The sequence below is a fragment of the Delftia deserti genome (genome assembly GCF_042653485.1).
Taxonomy (GTDB): Bacteria; Pseudomonadota; Gammaproteobacteria; order Burkholderiales; family Burkholderiaceae_C; genus Comamonas; species Comamonas acidovorans.
In genome coordinates this window covers 6,541,509-6,557,252 of the sequence record NZ_JBHSIH010000001.1, presented here as the reverse complement: position 1 = coordinate 6,557,252, position 15,744 = coordinate 6,541,509, and the positions used below count along the sequence as shown (strand labels likewise).

Here is a 15,744-nt window from a genome sequence, read left to right as displayed (position 1 = left end):
CGAAAAAAATCCAGGCACATGCACAGGGCATGCGCCATCAATGGCTGGCCGGCGCCAGGTGCTTGAGTGCTGCCTCGCGCAGGCTGTCGGACAGGCCAGGGTCGTCCACCGCCCGTGCCAGCAGCAGGCTGCCGACCATGGTGGACAAGGTGACGAGCGCGCGCTCATGGGCGCCGGGCTGTCCCCAGTCCGGCGATTGGCGGGCGATGAGATCGACCATTTCCTTGATGTGGCCCGTGGCCACGCGGCGCACCTCCGGCGCCTGGCGCGAGGTCTCGGAACCCAGGGCCGCCAGGGGGCAGCCCATCTCGGCGCGCTGGACATGTTCCTTGGAAAGATAGGCGGCCAGCATGGCCTGCAGCGCCATGCCGGGCGGCGCCTTGGCCACCACGTCGGCGACGGCGGCGCAGGATTCCGCGCAGGCCCTGCCCGCGGCTTCGGCCAGCATGGCATCGCGCGAGGCGAAATGGGCGTAGAAGGCGCCATGCGTCAAGCCCGCCTCCTTCATGATGTCCGCCACGCCGGTGCCGCCATAGCCGCTGCGGCGGATGGCCCGTGCCGCCACGGAGACGATGCGCTCGTGCGTGGCCTCTTTGGCCGAAGCCCGGGCGCTGGAATTTGTGATTCGCATGATGCTCATCATACATTTTTCATCCGCGATGCGCACAACGCCCGATGGACTCCGGCAACACCCACCCGGTTTTCAGACTGCGGCGAGCGTGCAGACGGCCTCGCGAAACGCCGTCACGATAGGCCGGGCATCATTGCTGCGCCAGACCAGATAGATCTTCACCCGCAGCCTCAGCCATTTCAGATCTCTGAAGACGACGCCCTCCGGTGCCTTGGTCTTGAGGGCGGATTGCACCAGCGTGACGCCAAGCCCCGAGCTCACGAGGTAGAGCGACGCCAGCGGATCCGTCGTCTCGTAGACGATATCCGGCGTAAACCCCGCCTCCTGGCACGCCGCCAGCAGGGCTGAACGGATCGTGTCCACCGGCTGGCGGGTCACGGCGATCCATGTCTGGCCATCCAGCTGCGCCGGCTGAAGGGTTCTTGAGCCGCACAGAGGATGTCCTTTCGGGATCGCCAGGGCCACAGCCTCGTCCAGCACCAGGGCACTGCTCAGGCCGGACTCGCGCTCGGGCATGCGGTAGGCCAGGCCGACATCCAGCATGTGCCGTTGAAGGTAGTCGAACTGCGTGGCACTGCCCAGGCCTTGCAGGGACAGCGTCACCAAGGGGCTGCCGGCCCTGAAGGCGCGCACGCTGGGACTGACGATGTTTGCGTACATCGCCCCCTCCACATAGCCCATGGCCAGCCGCCCGGCATTGCCAGCGCCCAGACGCCGCGCGAAGGTTTCGACTCGATTCGCGTTGGCCATCAGCGTGCGGGCCTCGCCGAGCAAATCCCGCCCTTCCTGAGTCAGCCGGATGCGCTGCCTGCTTCGCTCGAACAGCAGCACGCCGAGCTGATCCTCCAAAAGCCTGATCTGCCGGCTCAGCGGAGATTGGGAGATGTGCAGTTGTTCGGCAGCGCGTCCGACATTTTCCGCTTCGGCGACTGCGATGAAGTACCGCAGTTGGCGCAAATCAAGCATGGTTGAGTCCTTTGAGGACTCAACTTTCCCATATTTTGTCTTGGACTCCCGGCAGGCGTTGGGCGATCCTGAGGTCCCGCGAAGCAGTTGCCGCTTCCCTTGCAACCTCATCGAAGTCCTTTCATGCTCTACATCGTTTCCGTGAAATATGTCCGCCCTCTGGAAGAAGTCCAAGCACATCTGGAGGCCCACAAGCAATGGCTCGCCCGGCACGCTGCCGCGGGCCGCATCCTGGTGGCAGGCCCATTCGAAGACAAGTCTGGCGGACTGGCGCTGGCGTCATGCAGCAGCCGCGCCGAGCTCGACGCCATGATTGCGGAAGACTCTTTCGTGCTGCACCAGCTTGTCCTGGTCTCGGTGCAGGGTTTCGAGCCAGCCATCCGCGCCGAGGCCTTCGCGCCGCAGTGCGCTGGCAACGCAGCCGTGGTGAAGGCTTGAAGCGCCAGAGAAACCATTGCGTGTCTCACACATCGCCACAGTCATTGCCACGGCGCTTGCCGTGGCTCTCACCGCCTTGCCCGCATCGGGCCGTGCAGGTCCTCCTGCGGGGCCCACCCTGCTGGTGGGGCATTCCTGGGCAGGCCCTGTCATCGCGTGAGCCTCGGCATCCGTACAGTTTCCGCGGAACGTCTCGTCCGCATGTGAGCAGGCCGTTCCCATGCGCCGCGGCCGTGACATTTGCCGGCCGCCAATGCATGGACAATCTCGCCATGTCTGCTGCATCCCCCACGAATTCCCCGCGCCCCGTGCTGATTGCCGGCGGCGGCATCGGTGGCATGGCCACTGCCCTCACGCTGCACCAGATCGGCGTGCCCTGCATGGTGTTCGAGTCGGTGGCGCAGCTGCAGCCGCTGGGCGTGGGCATCAACCTGCAGCCGAACGCGGTGCGGGAGCTGCATGACCTGGGTTTCGGCAACGATGTGCTGGACACCATCGGCCTGCAGGCGCGCGAATGGGCGCTGGTGGGCCGCAACGGCAACGAGGTGTATGCCGAGCCGCGCGGGCTGCAGGCCGGCTACCGCTGGCCGCAGTACGCGGTGCACCGCGGGCAGTTGCAGATGATGCTGTTCAACGCCGTGCGGCAGCGCCTGGGCGAGGGCGCGGTGCAACTGGGCCGGCGCGTGACGGGCTACCGGCAGGATGCCGAGGGCGTGACCGCGCTCATCGACACCCGCGATGGCGAGCGCCTGGAGGTGCAGGGCTCGCTGCTGGTGGCGGCCGATGGCCTGCATTCGGCCGTGCGCGCACAGATGCACCCCGCGCAGCCGCCCATCCAGTGGGGCGGCGCCATCATGTGGCGCGGCACTACGCCGGGCGTGCCGGTGCGCACCGGCGCATCCTTCGTGGGCGTGGGCTCGCTGCGCCATCGCGTGGTGCTGTACCCCATCACGCCGCCGGACCCGGCAACGGGCCTGGCCACCATCAACTGGATCGCCGAGATCACGGTGGACAACGACGGCGGCTGGCAGCAAGGCGACTGGAACCGGCGCGTGGCGCTGGAGGAATTCATCCACCACTTCGACGGCTGGGACTACGGCTGGCTGGACGTGCCGGCCATGCTGCGCGGCGCCACGGACGTCTTCGAGTACCCCATGATCGACCGCGACCCCGTGCCCACCTGGGTGGACGGCCGCGTGGCCTTGCTGGGCGATGCGGCGCATGTGATGTACCCCGTGGGCTCCAACGGCGCCAGCCAGGCCATCGTGGACGCGCGCGTGCTGGGCGCGCAGCTGCTGGAGCACGGCGTGGGTCCGCAGGCGCTGCGCGCCTATGACGACAGGCTGTGCAAGGACATCTCGGCCCTGGTGCTGCGCAACCGCGGTGCCGGCCCCTTCGGCCTGCTGGGGCTGGTGGACGAGCGCTGCGGCGGCGTCTTCGACCATATCGACAAGGTGCTGCCGCGCGAGGAGCGCGAGGGCTTCATGGCCCGGTACAAGGCCGCTGCCGGCTATGCGATCGAGACGCTCAATGCCGCAGCCCCCACCATCGCGCCCGGTCGGCGCATGGCCAGCACGTGACCGGCGCATGACCGGCGCGTGACCGGCGCGTGACCGGGGACTGAGCCTTTGTGCGGCAGCAAGGGCCGCGAGTCGCCATAATCGGCCCTTGCCCCTGGCAGCCATCCCCAGATTTACATCACAGACCAAGCAGGAAGACCACATGCCCATCAAATCCATTCTGAAATCCACCGTGGTGACGCTGGCGATCGTGGGCAGTGGATCGCTTTTTGCGCAGGGCGCGCCCCTGAACACAGCGGCGTTCGACGCCCTGGTGGCGCAAGGGCCCGTCGCCGACGCCGCGACCATCGCATCGAGCACCTGGGCCAGCAAGATCAGGCAGACCGGCACGCTGCGCCTGGGCAGCACCCAGACCTCGAATCTGTTCTCCCTGCTCAACGAGAAGGACGGCAAGATCCGCGGCTTCGACGCAGGCCTGGCCCAGCTGCTCACGCGCTACATCCTGGGCGATGCCTCCAAGTACCAGTTCGCACAGGTGACCTCGTCCACGCGCGAGCAGGTGCTCATCAACAACCAGGCGGACATGGTGATCGCCACCTACTCCATCACCCCCGCACGCGCCGAGAAGATCTCGTTTGCCGGCCCCTACTACACCTCGCAGGCCGGGGTGCTGGTCAAGGCAAGCAACAAGACCGTGCAGTCGTACAGCGATCTGGCAGGCAAGAAGGTGGCCACGCAGGCCGGCTCCACGGGCCCCGCCATCCTGGCGCAGCACGCGCCCAAGGCCGCCGTGCAGGAGTTCCAGACCCACCAGGAAGCGCTGGACTCCCTGCGCCAGGGCCGCGTGGATGCCTACGTGACCGACTACACGCTGCTGCTCAACACCCTGAGCCTGGGCACTGGCGACGCACGGCTGGCAGGCGCGCCCTTTGGCGCCCAGGACTCCTACGGCATCGGCCTGCCCAAGGGCTCGGACGGCGTGGCCTTCATCAACGCCTTCCTGAAGAAAATCGAAGCCGATGGCACCTGGGCCAAGTTGTGGACCATCTCCATCGGACAGCGCACCGGCAGCACGGCCGTTCCCACGCCGCCCGCCCTGCCCTGAACGATGGGTGACATCTCCCGGCTCCTCGCCGACCACGGGCCTGCCTTCTGGCAGGCCCTCTTGCTGACCTGGAAGCTCACTGCCTTCTCGTTCCTGCCCGGCTTCCTGCTGGGCGTGGTCGTCACGGTGCTCAGGCTTCTTCCGCTGCCGCCGCTGCGCTTCGTGCTGACCGCCTACGTCGAGATCTTCCGCAACATTCCCAGCGTGGCGCTGCTGATCTTCATCGTGTTCGCGCTGCCCGATCTCAATGTCGTGATCGACTATGAGCCCAGCGTGATCCTGGCCCTGACCCTGGTCTGCTCCGCGTTCACGGCGGACTATCTGCGCGCGGGCATCAACACCATTGCCGGCAGCCAGATCGAGGCCGCGCTCAGCCTGGGCATGCGGCCCATGCAGATCATCTCGGCCGTGGTGCTGCCGCAGGCGCTGCGCTCGGTGGTGCAGCCGATGACGTCGCTGCTCATTGCGCTGATGCTGTCCACCTCGCTGGCGTCCCAGGTGCCGCTGGCGGGCCGGGAGCTCACGGCGCTGGTGTCCAAGATCGCCAACGACTCCGCCGCCGGCATGGCCGCGTTCGCGGTGGCCGCCGCCCTGTACGTGGCCAGCGGATTGCTCATTGCCTGGGTGGGCGCCATCCTGGAAAAGAAGCTGCGGATACTGCGATGAGCCGTTCTCTGGAAGACATTCTGTTTGGCGCGCCCAGCCCGCAGGCCAGGAAGATCACGCAGGTGGTCAGCCTGATCGCCGCGGCCGGGCTGATTGCGCTGGCTGCGGGCGTCGTGTGGCGTTTTCATTCCGCAGGCCAGCTCGAGGCCCGGTTCTGGGAGTTCTTCGCCTGGCCCACCACCTGGGCCTTTCTGGCCAGGGGCCTGCTGGGCACGCTGGCATCCTCGGCCATGGCCGCCGCCATTGCGCTGAGCCTTGGGCTGGTGCTGCTGGCGGGGCGCCTGGCGCGGCCACGCATCGTGCGCTGGCCCAGCATCGCCGTCATCGAATTCCTGCGCGGCACGCCCACGCTGCTGCTCATCTACGTGTGCTTTCTGGTGCTTCCCGCAGCCGGCATCAAGCTCGGCACGTACTGGATGCTGACCCTGCCCATAGGCCTGAGCACCGCCGCCGTGGTGGCCGAGGTCTACCGCGCAGGCGTGCTGGCCGTCCCTCGCGGCCAGACCGATGCCGCGCGAAGCCTGGGGCTGACCGAGGTCCAGGTCTTCCGGCTCGTCGTCTTCCCGCAGGCCCTGCGCTACATCGTCCCGGCCCTGGTCGCGCAACTGGTCATCGTGGTCAAGGACACCACCTTCGGCTACATCGTCACCTACGGCGAACTCATGCAGAACGCCAAGGTGCTCATCGCCAACTACCACGCGCTGGTGCCCGTGTATCTGGTGGTGGCGGTGCTGTACTGCCTTGTGAACTACGCGATATCGAGGGCGAGCAGGCGGTTGAATCGGCCGGTGCATTGAGGTGGGTGGCGCCGGTCAGCGGAAGGTGGCCCGGTGATTCGGGAAGGGGACTCCGGTGGCAGCCAGCAGACCGGGTTGCGCCTGTCTCGATGGGCGGCGAAGTCCGCTTGACCAGTATCGAAAATCCGCCCCTGTGGCTGCGCGGTATGGCGCAGCACACCGTCCCCGGCTATGCTCGGTGCCTTTGCCGTTGTGCAGTCGGTGCCCGCCGGCTTTCCAACGGACCTTGCCTGCTCAGGACCTCCCATGCACATCGAACCCGGCGTCGTCAGCCCCGAGAAAATCGCCCTCAGTTACGTCACTGCCGCAGCGGCCTTCGGCCTGACCGCCGCCCTGGCACGGCAAAGCCTGCGCGACAACGGCGGCGCGCTCGCGCTGCTGGTGCGCAGTGTGATCACCACCGCGCTGGTGTTCAGCTTCTTCGAGGTGTTCCCGCATGAGCCGGTCGGCGTATCCGAGGTCCATCTGATTCTGGGATCGACCTTGCTGCTGATGTTCGGCGCGGGTGCGGCGGCCATCGGCCTGGCGTGCGGCCTGCTGGTCCAGGGCCTGTTCTTTGCGCCCTTCGACCTGCCGCAGTACGGCATGAACGTCACCACCTTGCTGGTGCCGCTGTATGCGGTGAGCCAGCTGGCGCGCCGGCTGATTCCGGCCGGCACGGCCTATGTGGACATCGGCTACCGGCAGGCCCTGGCCCTGTCCACCACCTACCAGGGCGGCATCGTGCTGTGGGTCGCCTTCTGGGCCATCTACGGCCATGGCGCCAGCCTGGCCACCATGACCGAGGTCGCAAGCTTTGGTGCCGCCTACATGTGCGTGGTGCTGGTGGAACCCCTGGTGGACCTGGCCGTGCTGTGGCTGGCCAAGCGTCTGGCCGCCTTCACACAAGGGCCGCTTTTCAATACCCGCCTGCACGCAGCGGCGATCTGACAGCCGGCTTCCCGGTCACCGCACCCTTGGTGCTCCGCTGTGGCGGGCTGTTCAAGACTCCAGCCGCATCCGCGCTGACCAGCACCACGGCGGCTGCATCACGGAAATCAGGCCGGAAATCAGGCAACGGGCTCCCTTTCAAGGGCAGCCCGATCCGTGACTTGCACCCAACGGACTGCCGCGCAGCAAGCGCCTGAAGGCCCGCATCCTGCGACAATTCGGCCGGGCGCTCCGCTCCATTTCAATGCGGCGGCCCCGACCTCCGCCGCATTGCTCCTTGCCTGGCAGCTATTGCACGGAGCCTGCCTGCGCCGATACCTTCATCGTCCATGGTTCTCGATCCCTTCACCCTGCTCGTTCTCACCACGGCCATGGCCGCCGCCTCGGCGCTGTATCTGGCTGCGGAATGGAGCAACGTGCGCGAACGCTCACTGCTGCTTTGGAGCGGGGGGTTCGCCATCATCGCCGTGGGCTGTGTGCTGGCCCTGCTGCGCTCCAGCGGCCATGTGCTGTTCGGCATCTGGTTTCCCAACGGCTTGCTGATATCCGCGCATTGGCTGTTCCTGGCCGGCGTTGCCGCGTTCACGCACGCCCGGCTGCCGCGCGCGTGGTGGCTGGTGGCCATCGTCTGGCTGGCAATGCTGTTCCTGCCCGGCGGGCCGTGGTGGTCCAGGGCAATGCTGGGCATCCAGTCGCTGCTGATCGCCGTCATCAGCCTGCGCGCCGGCCTGCTGCTGCGTCCGCAGGGCGGCACGCTGGGCGTGGGCGCGGCGCAACTGCGCTTCGTTCTGCTGGCCCACGGCCTGTTCTATCTCGCCAAGGCCGCCTCGGCCGTGGCGCTGGACACCTTCATCAACCTGGCCAATTTCCACGGCACGGTGATCCTGGTGTCGCTGGTGGAAGGCGTGATGGCGATCATGCTGCTCGCCATGTCCATGACCGGCACGGAGCGCCATCGCCGCGAGGAACGCATCGCGCAGATCGCCGCCCGCGACCCGCTCACCGCACTGGACAACCGCCGCGCGCTCTATCTGCGCGCACCCCAGCTGCTGGAGCAGGCCTCGCCGGCCAACCCCTGCGCCCTGCTGCTGATCGATATCGACCACTTCAAGCAGGTCAACGACCTGCACGGCCACGATGCCGGCGACCGCCTGCTGCTGACCCTGAGCGACCTCATACGCAGCGCGCTGCCGCGCGGCGCACTGGCCGCACGGCTGGGCGGGGACGAGTTCGTGATCGTGCTGCGCAGCGTCGACCACGCGGCAGTGCAGGCGCTGGGCCAGGACTTGCGCGAGGCCTTCGCGCAGCAGGCGCGCACCATGTTCGAGACGCCGGAACCGGTGTCGCTGAGCATCGGTGCCACCCTGTTCGACCAACCGGGGGTGGAGTTGTCCCACTGGCTCAAGCAGGCCGACGAAGCCCTCTACACCTCCAAGCGCAAGGGACGGGACCGGATGGAACTGGTCCCGCTTGCGCCCGGGCGGCCGCACTGACGGCGCCGAGGGTGCCCTGGCCCTGGGCGGGCACCTCGCCTGCAGCCTGCTGCCCACCTTGACCGGTTACCGGCCGGGCCCGGCATGCCTCACGCCAGCTCTTCATCCGCCAGCGCCAGCGCTGCTTGCGCCAGCAGTTCGGCGGCTTGCGCATCGTTGCCGGGGGTGAAGACCCGGTGGCGCTGCGGGTCCAGAGGCGGACCCCGGTCCACTTCGCCGGCTTGCGAGGCGACCACGCTGCGCGTGCCCAGGGCAGCAGCCATCATGGAGACGGTGGTGTTGTTGCACACGGCCACGCTGGCCGATGCCAGCGCCGCGCCCAGCATCCAGATGTCGGTGCGGCCGCTCAGGTCCAGCGCGGGGTGGCGCATTTGCGCGGCCACCGATGCCACCAGGGCGCGCTCGTCCTCGCTGCCGGTGAGCACCACTTCCAGCCCCGCCTGCGCCAGCCGGTCGGCCACGGCCGCGAAGCCGCTGGCGGACCAACGGCGCACAGCCAGCCGCGCCCCCGGGTGGACGATGGCGTAGCGGCGGCTTGCGGGCAGCAGCGGGCGGACGCGGGCACGGTCATCGGCATTCAGCGGCAGGTCCAGCTTGAGACCGCGGCGCGGCAGGCCCATGTAGTCGGTCAGGGCCAGCAGGCCCAGCACTTCGCTGCCCTGCCCGGGCCAGGGCACAAAGCGCAGGGAATCCGCCTCGGGCACCCAGTCATCGGGGTCCGCAAAGCCCGCGTTGCGGCGCGCGCCAAAGTTGGCGACCAGGGCATTGGTATTGCGGCCCGAGTCGTGCAATTGCACCACCAGGTCAAAGCGGCGCGAACGCATGCGGCGCTGGAAGAAGCTGTATTCATCGGCCTTGGCCGAGGGCACGCCGGGCAGATCGGGCCAGCCGGGAAACAGCTCGAAGTCATCTACCGAAGACAGCCTTTGCGCCAGGCCTTCGGCCTCGGGCAGCCCGATCAGGGTGATGCGTGCCTTGGGCCAGGCCGCAGCCAATGCACGCAGAACGGGCGTGGCGCACAGCAGATCCCCAAAGCGGCGCGCGCGGAACACGCCGATTCTGCGCAGCTGCGGCAAGACGGCCGACGTGCGGTGGCCCGTGTATTTGCCGGGCCTGAATTTGCCGCGCCTGAGGGCCGGGGTTGAATCGGTCAGCCTCAGCAAGGGGTGATTCATGGAATTCATGGGCACTCTCCGCCTATGGTTGCAGGCCATGGATATGTAGCAATCTGCGTGCCTGCTGCGTGCCTGCCCCTGCAAAAGTCGGACGGCGTCTACCACGCCAGGCCGGGTTGCCCTGTCACGCCCATGAAACATGGTCTGCAGACAATGCCGGACTTTGTCAAACAGAGCGCCCCGCGCAACACGAAGAATGCAAGTCTGGAAATTGGGAATGGTGGCCGGTGCCGCAGCGCTGGCCCTGGCGGGTTGTGGTGGCAGCGATGGCGATAGGGCAGATGGGGGAACGAACAGCCAGGCCGTGGCCTTCATGGCCGATGTGCACTTCCAGGACGTGTACGGCGACCTCAAGAACAGCGGCTTCAAGGGCGTTCCCACGGCCAATGGCATGTTCGCCACCATCCGCACCATGTATGCGCAGCTGACTTCCACGCGGCTGTTCAACGAGAACTACTTCGCCTTCCGCGCCGCGCTGGACGATTCGCTGGCCAAGGGCGTGAAGCTGGTGGCCTTTCCCGGCGACTTCTCCGACGACGGCCAGCCGCTGAACGTGAACGGCTTTCGCGCCGTGCTGGCCGAGTACGAGAAAAAGGGCATGCGCTTTTTCATCGCGCCCGGCAACCATGACCCTGTCGCCCCCTACGACGATGACGAAAAGGGCAAGGACGACTTCATGGCCGCCAACGGCAGCACGGTCAAGGTCTACGCCAAGAACTACCAGGGCTGCCTGAACGCCGAAGCCAACGTGGTCTGTACCGACCAGTTGATGGAGCAAGGCTATGCCTCGCTGCTGCGCGACCTGGCCCCCTACGGCCTGATGCCCAATGAAAAGGACGTGTACTGGGAGACCCCCTACAGCACCTACGCGCAGGACAAGTACAGCTATGCCGAGGCCACCAGACAGGCCCGGCTGGGCCAGCGCAGCTACGAGATCTGCAAGGAAGGCGAAGGCGGCAAGTTCAAGCAGGCCGGCTACACCAATTGCACCAGCATTGCCGATGTGAGCTACCTGGTCGAGCCCGTCAAGGGCCTGTGGCTGCTGTCGGTGGACGCCAACGTCTTCGTGCCGGACAAGCTGGACCCCGCCAAGCCCAACTCGCCCAAGGGCTTCACCGGCGCCGGCAATGCAGGCTGGAACAAGATGACCACGCACAAGAAGAGCGTGATGGCGTGGATCGAATCGGTGAGCGCGCGCGCCAAGGCCCAGGGCAAGCAGCTGGTGGCCTTCTCGCACTACCCGACCATGGACTTCTACGCCAACCAGACCGATGCCATCAAGGCCGCCTTCAAGCCCGGCGCCTTCCAGACGGCGCGCGTGCCCGAGCAGGCCACGGCCGAGGCGGTGGCCGCCACGGGCCTGCCGCTGCACATCGGCGGCCACATGCACTTCAACGGCACCAACGACTACCTGAGCAAGAGCGGCAAGTACCTGGTGAACGTGCAGTCGCCGTCGCTGGCCGTCTATGGCGCGGCCTACAAGATCGTGCGCTTCGACACGCCGCGCAAGGTGGACGTGCAGACCGTGGCGCTGAACAATGTTCCGCGCTTCAACGAGCTCTTTCCGCTGTACGAGATGGAATGGAAGTACGTGGAAGGCAGCAGCAAGCCCGAGGACGCCAAGCGCCGCTGGGACAAGGCCATTCTGTCCAGCACCAGCTATGGCGACTTCACCAGCCGCTACTTCGGCGAGCTGTCGCGCCTGCGCTTCCTGGACGAGTACTGGGCCTGCGACATGAAGGACCTGGTCAGCCAGCTCAACCTGCAGCAGATGCTGACCATGGCCCAGCTGGACACCAAGGTCACCTACGCCCAGCTCGCCGGCCTGGCCGCGCAAGGCGTTGCCGTGCCGTTCAAGCCCAGCGCCGGCTGCCTGCAAGGTGGCCCCGTGGCCGGCAATGCCGCGCAGTGGGCTGCCGACTGGGCCGTGGCCGAGAACGCCGCCCGCGCCAAGGCCCAGGCCGCGGGCGTGGACTTCAGCGCGCTGGCCAATGTGTCGGCCTATACCTTCTACGGCGACTTCCACCGCACCGTCTACGCGGGCGCCCTGTCGCTGAACGACATGGGCAAGCAGCGCGTGCAGCAGTACCGCCTGCTGATGAGCGCCTTCCCTGCCCTGACCTCGGCGCCCCAGAAGACGGGCGACAAGCTGGCCGACAGCACGCCCGTGGGCCAGCCCTTCCAGTACAGCTTCAAGCAGGTGTTCTCCATCCTCAAGGGCCTGGGCTCGGGCAAGCCCAGCGACCATTTCTCGGTGGACTTCGACACCAGGACGCTGCGCGCCGAAGGCAGTGACAGCCTGAAATTCTGACGAAAGCACTCCCGGCTTTGCTCAGCCCCGCACGGCCTTGGTGCCTGCGGGGCTGTTTCTTTGGGCAGGCGAGAAAGGGACAGAGAGCAAAAGGAGACGCTTGTAGCCCGAAAGGGGGACAGACAGGCCGGCACAAACGCCCTAGATTGAGGCCGCCCCAAAACCTTCCCTGACCGACGCCAGAGAACGCTCCCATGCACTGCGGATTCCACTTCAAGGCCCTGCCTGTCAGAGTCCTCTTGCCAGGAACCAGGGCATGGACACTGGCCTTGTGGTCCGGGCTTGCGTTGTGCGCCGTCCTGCTGGCGGGATGCACCGGGCCCACCTACAGCAGCCCCTCCTGGATCGAGGCGCCGCTGGTGGCAGACGGCGAACTGGGCGCCACGGGCAGCTATGCGGCCTGGAACCCCACGCTGGCCGTCAACGCCAGCAGCAGCGCCTGGCTCAAGTTCAGCCTGGACAGCCTGCCTTCGGGCGATATCGACGCGGTGTCATGGGACAGCGATACCCACAGCAGTGCGAACCGGCAGCCCTATGCACTCACGCCAGCCAAGGTGCTGAGCGCCCGGCTGGTGGTTCTGGTCCAAAGCGTTGGCCGCACGGGCCACCTGCGCCTGGCCATGGCCGACGAGGCCGCCGGGCAGGACTGCTACGCGCTGGAATCGGAGCGGCCCGATTGCAGCGCGCTGACGGCAGGCACCACGCAGGCGCGGGATGCCGACGATCCTGCGGCCACGCTTGCGGTCACCCATGCGGGCTACTACTCTTTCGATGTCACCGGCTTCGTGAAGCAACGGGTAGGCCAGGGCCGCCACCTGTCCCTGGTGCTGCGCCCCGAGGCAGGCGCCAATGCCGCGGATGTCGCCATAGGCGCCAAGGAGCAGACCACCTACGTCAAGCTGTTCAGCGACCAGGATCCGATCCCCACCTCGCTGGCGCCCGAGGCCAAGCTGTTCATCACCCTGTCCGATGCCTTCGGCACCACCTCGACGACCGACATCTATTCGCAGGCGCCCAATGTGCGCAATTTCCGCTATTCGGCCAGCGATCCTGCGGTGGCGGACACGGATTTCGTGAAAGATCCCGAACTGCTGCTGCAAGCCCCCCCATACACCGGCGCGGGCGACGCCGCCTATGCGTATTTCCTGAGTCCCGTCACGCCCTTGCAGTCCCTCAAGCGCGCACAGGCGCGCTCGGCCTTTCCCGATGGCCTGGGCATGCGCCAGAGCCTGGTGCTGCGCACCCGCGCGCCCGCACCGCCGTCCAGCCAGGCGCAGCCGCTCAAGTGGTTCAGTTCCCCCTTCGGCCAGGCGCGCACGGGGTCCCAGTGGAGTCCCCCGGACCCCGCCGCCCAGCCCCAGGGCAGGACCGCCCTGGTCGCCGGCCAGGACCACCAGGTGGCGCTGCTGGACAGCGGCCCCATCGCCGTGCGGGCGATTGCCGATGCCTACAACGCCTCCGACGACGTGGGGCCGCTGTACGCCATCGCCGCCACCAGCGACACGGCCACACCGGTCAAGATGGAGGCCTGGGGCGCGGGCCAGCCCCGCTACATCACGGCGGTGACGCCACGGCCCGATCCGCAGACCCCCACCTTCATCGACCCCGATGACCGCACCTACCAGCGCACCTGGTGCTTCAGCGCGCAGCAGAACATCACCTGCAGCCGCGGGGTGGAGTCTCATTCCGTCCGGGCGCGCATAGGCCAATCCTTCCCCAGCATCGGGCTGTCGCCCATCCTGGGCTACGGCACCCTCGCTTCACCCACCGGATCCATCCAATGGACGGGCCTGCTGCAGTCGGACATCTACCGCTCGACACCGGCATCGGGCCCCAGCGCCACGCTTTCCACGCCCTATATGTTCCGTTTCATGTACGGACGCTGGCCCGTGGCCGGCTACTGGCTGGACCTGGGGCGTGCGAACCGCGAAGTGGGGACCTACGACGGCTTCATCAGCCTGCCGGGCCACAACAACCGCTTCGTGGTCCACTACGAGAACCTGCCCTTGCCGGTGCCCCTGCTCACCGGCCCCGCCCAGCTGACACTGGACTGGCCCGGCAGCGCGGCCGTCACAACCCCGCTCACGGGCCCCTCTGCCTATGTGCTGGCGGTGGACGACTCCGTGGCCCAGCTGGACGACGGCACCCTCTACTGGAATTTCTCCAGCAGCAACCCCGACGACACCGTGCCCGCGCCCCGGCTCAAGCAGGGCACAGGCAGCCAGGCCGTGAGCTTCGGCCTGCGCGGCCCGGGCCTGCGCACCCTCACCGTGACCAGCAATGGCGACGACCAGGCCCGGCACAGCATGGACGTGATGGTCCAGGCCGACACGCTGACCGCCCTCGCGGCCGAGAGCAGCCTGACCGTCCATGGCCAGCCCATGGTGGTCACAGCCACCGTGCAAGGACCTCTTGCGCGCCTGACGGGTGCAGTGGCCGTGTTCCGTGAAGGCGTGCAGCAAGGCGCGGCGGTGAACCTGGATGCGAACAACCAGGCCCGGTTCTCCCTGGACCTGCCCGTGGGAGCGCATTCGCTGGTGGCCCGCTACACGGGCGGCGCGGCGGCGGGCCTGCTGCCTTCGGAATCGGCCGTGTTCAGGGTGCGCGTGGACCGCGCGAGCAGCCGCACGGCGCTGACGGTAGCTTCCTCCATCGCAGCGGGCTCACCGGTGACGGCCAGCGTGCGCGTGACGGCCGAGCCGCCCGGAGCGTTCATCCCCACGGGCAACGTCACCATCTCGGCCGGGGCAAGCCAATGCACGGCGGTGCTGGTCCAGGGTGCAGCCAGCTGTGTGCTCGGACCGTTCTCGTCGGCGGGCCATCTGAACCTCCGTGCCAGCTACCCGGGCGATGCGGGCTTTGAGGCCAGCGAGGCCAGCCAGGCGGTGGATGTCGGAAAAGCCGCCTCACGGACCGTGCTCACCCTGCCCGGCTCGCTCACCGTGGGGAACAGCGCCGAGGTCAGTGCCTCGGTCAGCGCTGCCGCCAGCAACGCGCAGGCGCCGGGCGGCACCGTCACCATTTCAGGCGCGCAAGCCAGCTGCACGGCCACGCTGGCCAACGGCCTGGCGCGCTGCGAACTCACGCCCGGTGCCGCCGGCCCGGCCCAGGTCTTCACGGCCAGCTATGCGGGCGATGCCCAGTTCGCGGCCAGCAGCGGCACGCGCGAGGGCGATGTCCAGGGCCTTGCCAGCGTGCTCGGCATCAGCTCCACGCCCAACCCGTCGCGCAGGGACGAGGACATCGTGTTCAGCATCCAGGTCACGGCCGCCCCTGGCGCTGCGGCGCAGCACAACGCTGTCCAGGCCCAGGCACAGGCCCTGCCCACAGGCACGATCACGCTGGCGGAGAACGGGCGCACCCTGGGCTCGATCGCCCTGGATGCAAATGCCCGCGCCCGGCTGCGCGTGGCCTTGTCCGCGCTGGGGGCGCACACCATCACGGTCGAATACAGCGGCGACGCGCGCAACGCGCCAGCCAGCATCCAATGGGTGCAAACGGTTGCCGAGGCGGCGGCCATTCCTGCCTCCACCCCGGGGCTGCTGGCCTTGGGCAGCCTGCTGCTGGCCTTGGCGGCTGGTCCGGCGCTTCGCCGCATGCGACCGGTGAAACGGGCGGGGTAGTCCCCAGGCCCCCGCATGCCCTGCCCGCCAGGGCTTGTTGGGGGCTTGTGGGGGCTTGTGGGGGCTTGTGGACCTTGGGCCCTGCAGCC

General features: G+C 67.7%; 12 protein-coding genes. 9 read left to right on the top strand and 3 right to left on the bottom strand.

What is annotated here, in order from left to right:
* Nucleotides 1-37: 37 nt before the first annotated feature.
* Both ACFPFG_RS30915 and ACFPFG_RS30910 read right to left on the bottom strand, forming a co-directional pair.
* Complete coding sequence (locus ACFPFG_RS30915) at nucleotides 38-643, bottom strand: TetR/AcrR family transcriptional regulator (RefSeq protein WP_380109710.1); 606 nt, start codon at nucleotides 641-643, stop codon at nucleotides 38-40.
* 60 nt (nucleotides 644-703) lie between these two features.
* A complete protein-coding gene (locus ACFPFG_RS30910; protein WP_312372380.1) occupies nucleotides 704-1,597 on the bottom strand; it encodes a LysR substrate-binding domain-containing protein in 894 nt (297 codons plus the stop codon).
* A gap of 123 nt (nucleotides 1,598-1,720) precedes the next feature.
* On the opposite strand from ACFPFG_RS30910, the gene ACFPFG_RS30905 reads away from it, so the two are divergent.
* The 7 genes from ACFPFG_RS30905 to ACFPFG_RS30875 all read left to right on the top strand — a co-directional run bounded on the left by ACFPFG_RS30905 (nucleotide 1,721) and on the right by ACFPFG_RS30875 (nucleotide 8,546).
* Complete coding sequence (locus tag ACFPFG_RS30905; protein ID WP_380109708.1) at nucleotides 1,721-2,035, top strand: YciI family protein; 315 nt, start codon at nucleotides 1,721-1,723, stop codon at nucleotides 2,033-2,035.
* 272 nt (nucleotides 2,036-2,307) lie between these two features.
* The gene (locus ACFPFG_RS30900; protein WP_380109705.1) at nucleotides 2,308-3,615 is read left to right on the top strand and encodes a flavin-dependent oxidoreductase; all 1,308 of its coding nucleotides are present in this window, start codon (nucleotides 2,308-2,310) and stop codon (nucleotides 3,613-3,615) included.
* 142 nt (nucleotides 3,616-3,757) lie between these two features.
* Nucleotides 3,758-4,660 (top strand): glutamate ABC transporter substrate-binding protein, encoded by a 903-nt coding sequence (locus ACFPFG_RS30895; protein WP_183022075.1) that lies wholly within the window; start codon nucleotides 3,758-3,760, stop codon nucleotides 4,658-4,660.
* Between the two features lie 3 nt (nucleotides 4,661-4,663).
* A complete protein-coding gene (locus tag ACFPFG_RS30890; protein WP_183022076.1) occupies nucleotides 4,664-5,326 on the top strand; it encodes an amino acid ABC transporter permease in 663 nt (220 codons plus the stop codon).
* Nucleotides 5,323-6,123, top strand: a complete 801-nt coding sequence (locus tag ACFPFG_RS30885) for an amino acid ABC transporter permease (protein WP_183022077.1) — start codon at nucleotides 5,323-5,325, stop codon at nucleotides 6,121-6,123. The genes ACFPFG_RS30890 and ACFPFG_RS30885 overlap by 4 nt, the downstream gene beginning before the upstream one ends.
* Before the next feature lie 246 nt (nucleotides 6,124-6,369).
* On the top strand, nucleotides 6,370-7,053 hold the full coding sequence (locus tag ACFPFG_RS30880; RefSeq protein ID WP_380109702.1) for an energy-coupling factor ABC transporter permease: 684 nt from the start codon (nucleotides 6,370-6,372) through the stop codon (nucleotides 7,051-7,053).
* Between the two features lie 329 nt (nucleotides 7,054-7,382).
* Nucleotides 7,383-8,546: a GGDEF domain-containing protein gene (locus tag ACFPFG_RS30875; RefSeq protein ID WP_374617585.1), complete on the top strand. Its 1,164-nt coding sequence runs from the start codon at nucleotides 7,383-7,385 to the stop codon at nucleotides 8,544-8,546.
* A gap of 89 nt (nucleotides 8,547-8,635) precedes the next feature.
* Here ACFPFG_RS30875 and ACFPFG_RS30870 read toward each other — a convergent pair whose 3' ends face one another.
* On the bottom strand, nucleotides 8,636-9,730 hold the full coding sequence (locus ACFPFG_RS30870; protein WP_380109699.1) for a glycosyltransferase family 9 protein: 1,095 nt from the start codon (nucleotides 9,728-9,730) through the stop codon (nucleotides 8,636-8,638).
* Nucleotides 9,731-9,938: 208 nt separating this feature from the next.
* Between ACFPFG_RS30870 and ACFPFG_RS30865 the strand changes: the two genes are divergently transcribed.
* Together ACFPFG_RS30865 and ACFPFG_RS30860 are read left to right on the top strand one after the other, a co-directional pair.
* Nucleotides 9,939-12,032: a metallophosphoesterase gene (locus ACFPFG_RS30865; protein ID WP_380109697.1), complete on the top strand. Its 2,094-nt coding sequence runs from the start codon at nucleotides 9,939-9,941 to the stop codon at nucleotides 12,030-12,032.
* Between the two features lie 269 nt (nucleotides 12,033-12,301).
* On the top strand, nucleotides 12,302-15,655 hold the full coding sequence (locus tag ACFPFG_RS30860) for an Ig-like domain-containing protein (RefSeq protein WP_380109695.1): 3,354 nt from the start codon (nucleotides 12,302-12,304) through the stop codon (nucleotides 15,653-15,655).
* Nucleotides 15,656-15,744: the final 89 nt, after the last annotated feature.

What these genes read in the sequence shown, in the direction of transcription:
- ACFPFG_RS30875 (WP_374617585.1), top strand. Translation starts at nt 7,383, where the DNA reads ATGGTTCTCGATCCCTTCACCCTGCTCGTTCTCACCACGGCCATGGCC.
- ACFPFG_RS30910 (WP_312372380.1), bottom strand. Translation starts at nt 1,597, where the DNA reads ATGCTTGATTTGCGCCAACTGCGGTACTTCATCGCAGTCGCCGAAGCG.
- ACFPFG_RS30905 (WP_380109708.1), top strand. Translation starts at nt 1,721, where the DNA reads ATGCTCTACATCGTTTCCGTGAAATATGTCCGCCCTCTGGAAGAAGTC.
- ACFPFG_RS30915 (WP_380109710.1), bottom strand. Translation starts at nt 643, where the DNA reads ATGATGAGCATCATGCGAATCACAAATTCCAGCGCCCGGGCTTCGGCC.
- ACFPFG_RS30885 (WP_183022077.1), top strand. Translation starts at nt 5,323, where the DNA reads ATGAGCCGTTCTCTGGAAGACATTCTGTTTGGCGCGCCCAGCCCGCAG.
- ACFPFG_RS30900 (WP_380109705.1), top strand. Translation starts at nt 2,308, where the DNA reads ATGTCTGCTGCATCCCCCACGAATTCCCCGCGCCCCGTGCTGATTGCC.
- ACFPFG_RS30895 (WP_183022075.1), top strand. Translation starts at nt 3,758, where the DNA reads ATGCCCATCAAATCCATTCTGAAATCCACCGTGGTGACGCTGGCGATC.
- ACFPFG_RS30880 (WP_380109702.1), top strand. Translation starts at nt 6,370, where the DNA reads ATGCACATCGAACCCGGCGTCGTCAGCCCCGAGAAAATCGCCCTCAGT.
- ACFPFG_RS30865 (WP_380109697.1), top strand. Translation starts at nt 9,939, where the DNA reads ATGGTGGCCGGTGCCGCAGCGCTGGCCCTGGCGGGTTGTGGTGGCAGC.
- ACFPFG_RS30890 (WP_183022076.1), top strand. Translation starts at nt 4,664, where the DNA reads ATGGGTGACATCTCCCGGCTCCTCGCCGACCACGGGCCTGCCTTCTGG.
- ACFPFG_RS30870 (WP_380109699.1), bottom strand. Translation starts at nt 9,730, where the DNA reads ATGAATTCCATGAATCACCCCTTGCTGAGGCTGACCGATTCAACCCCG.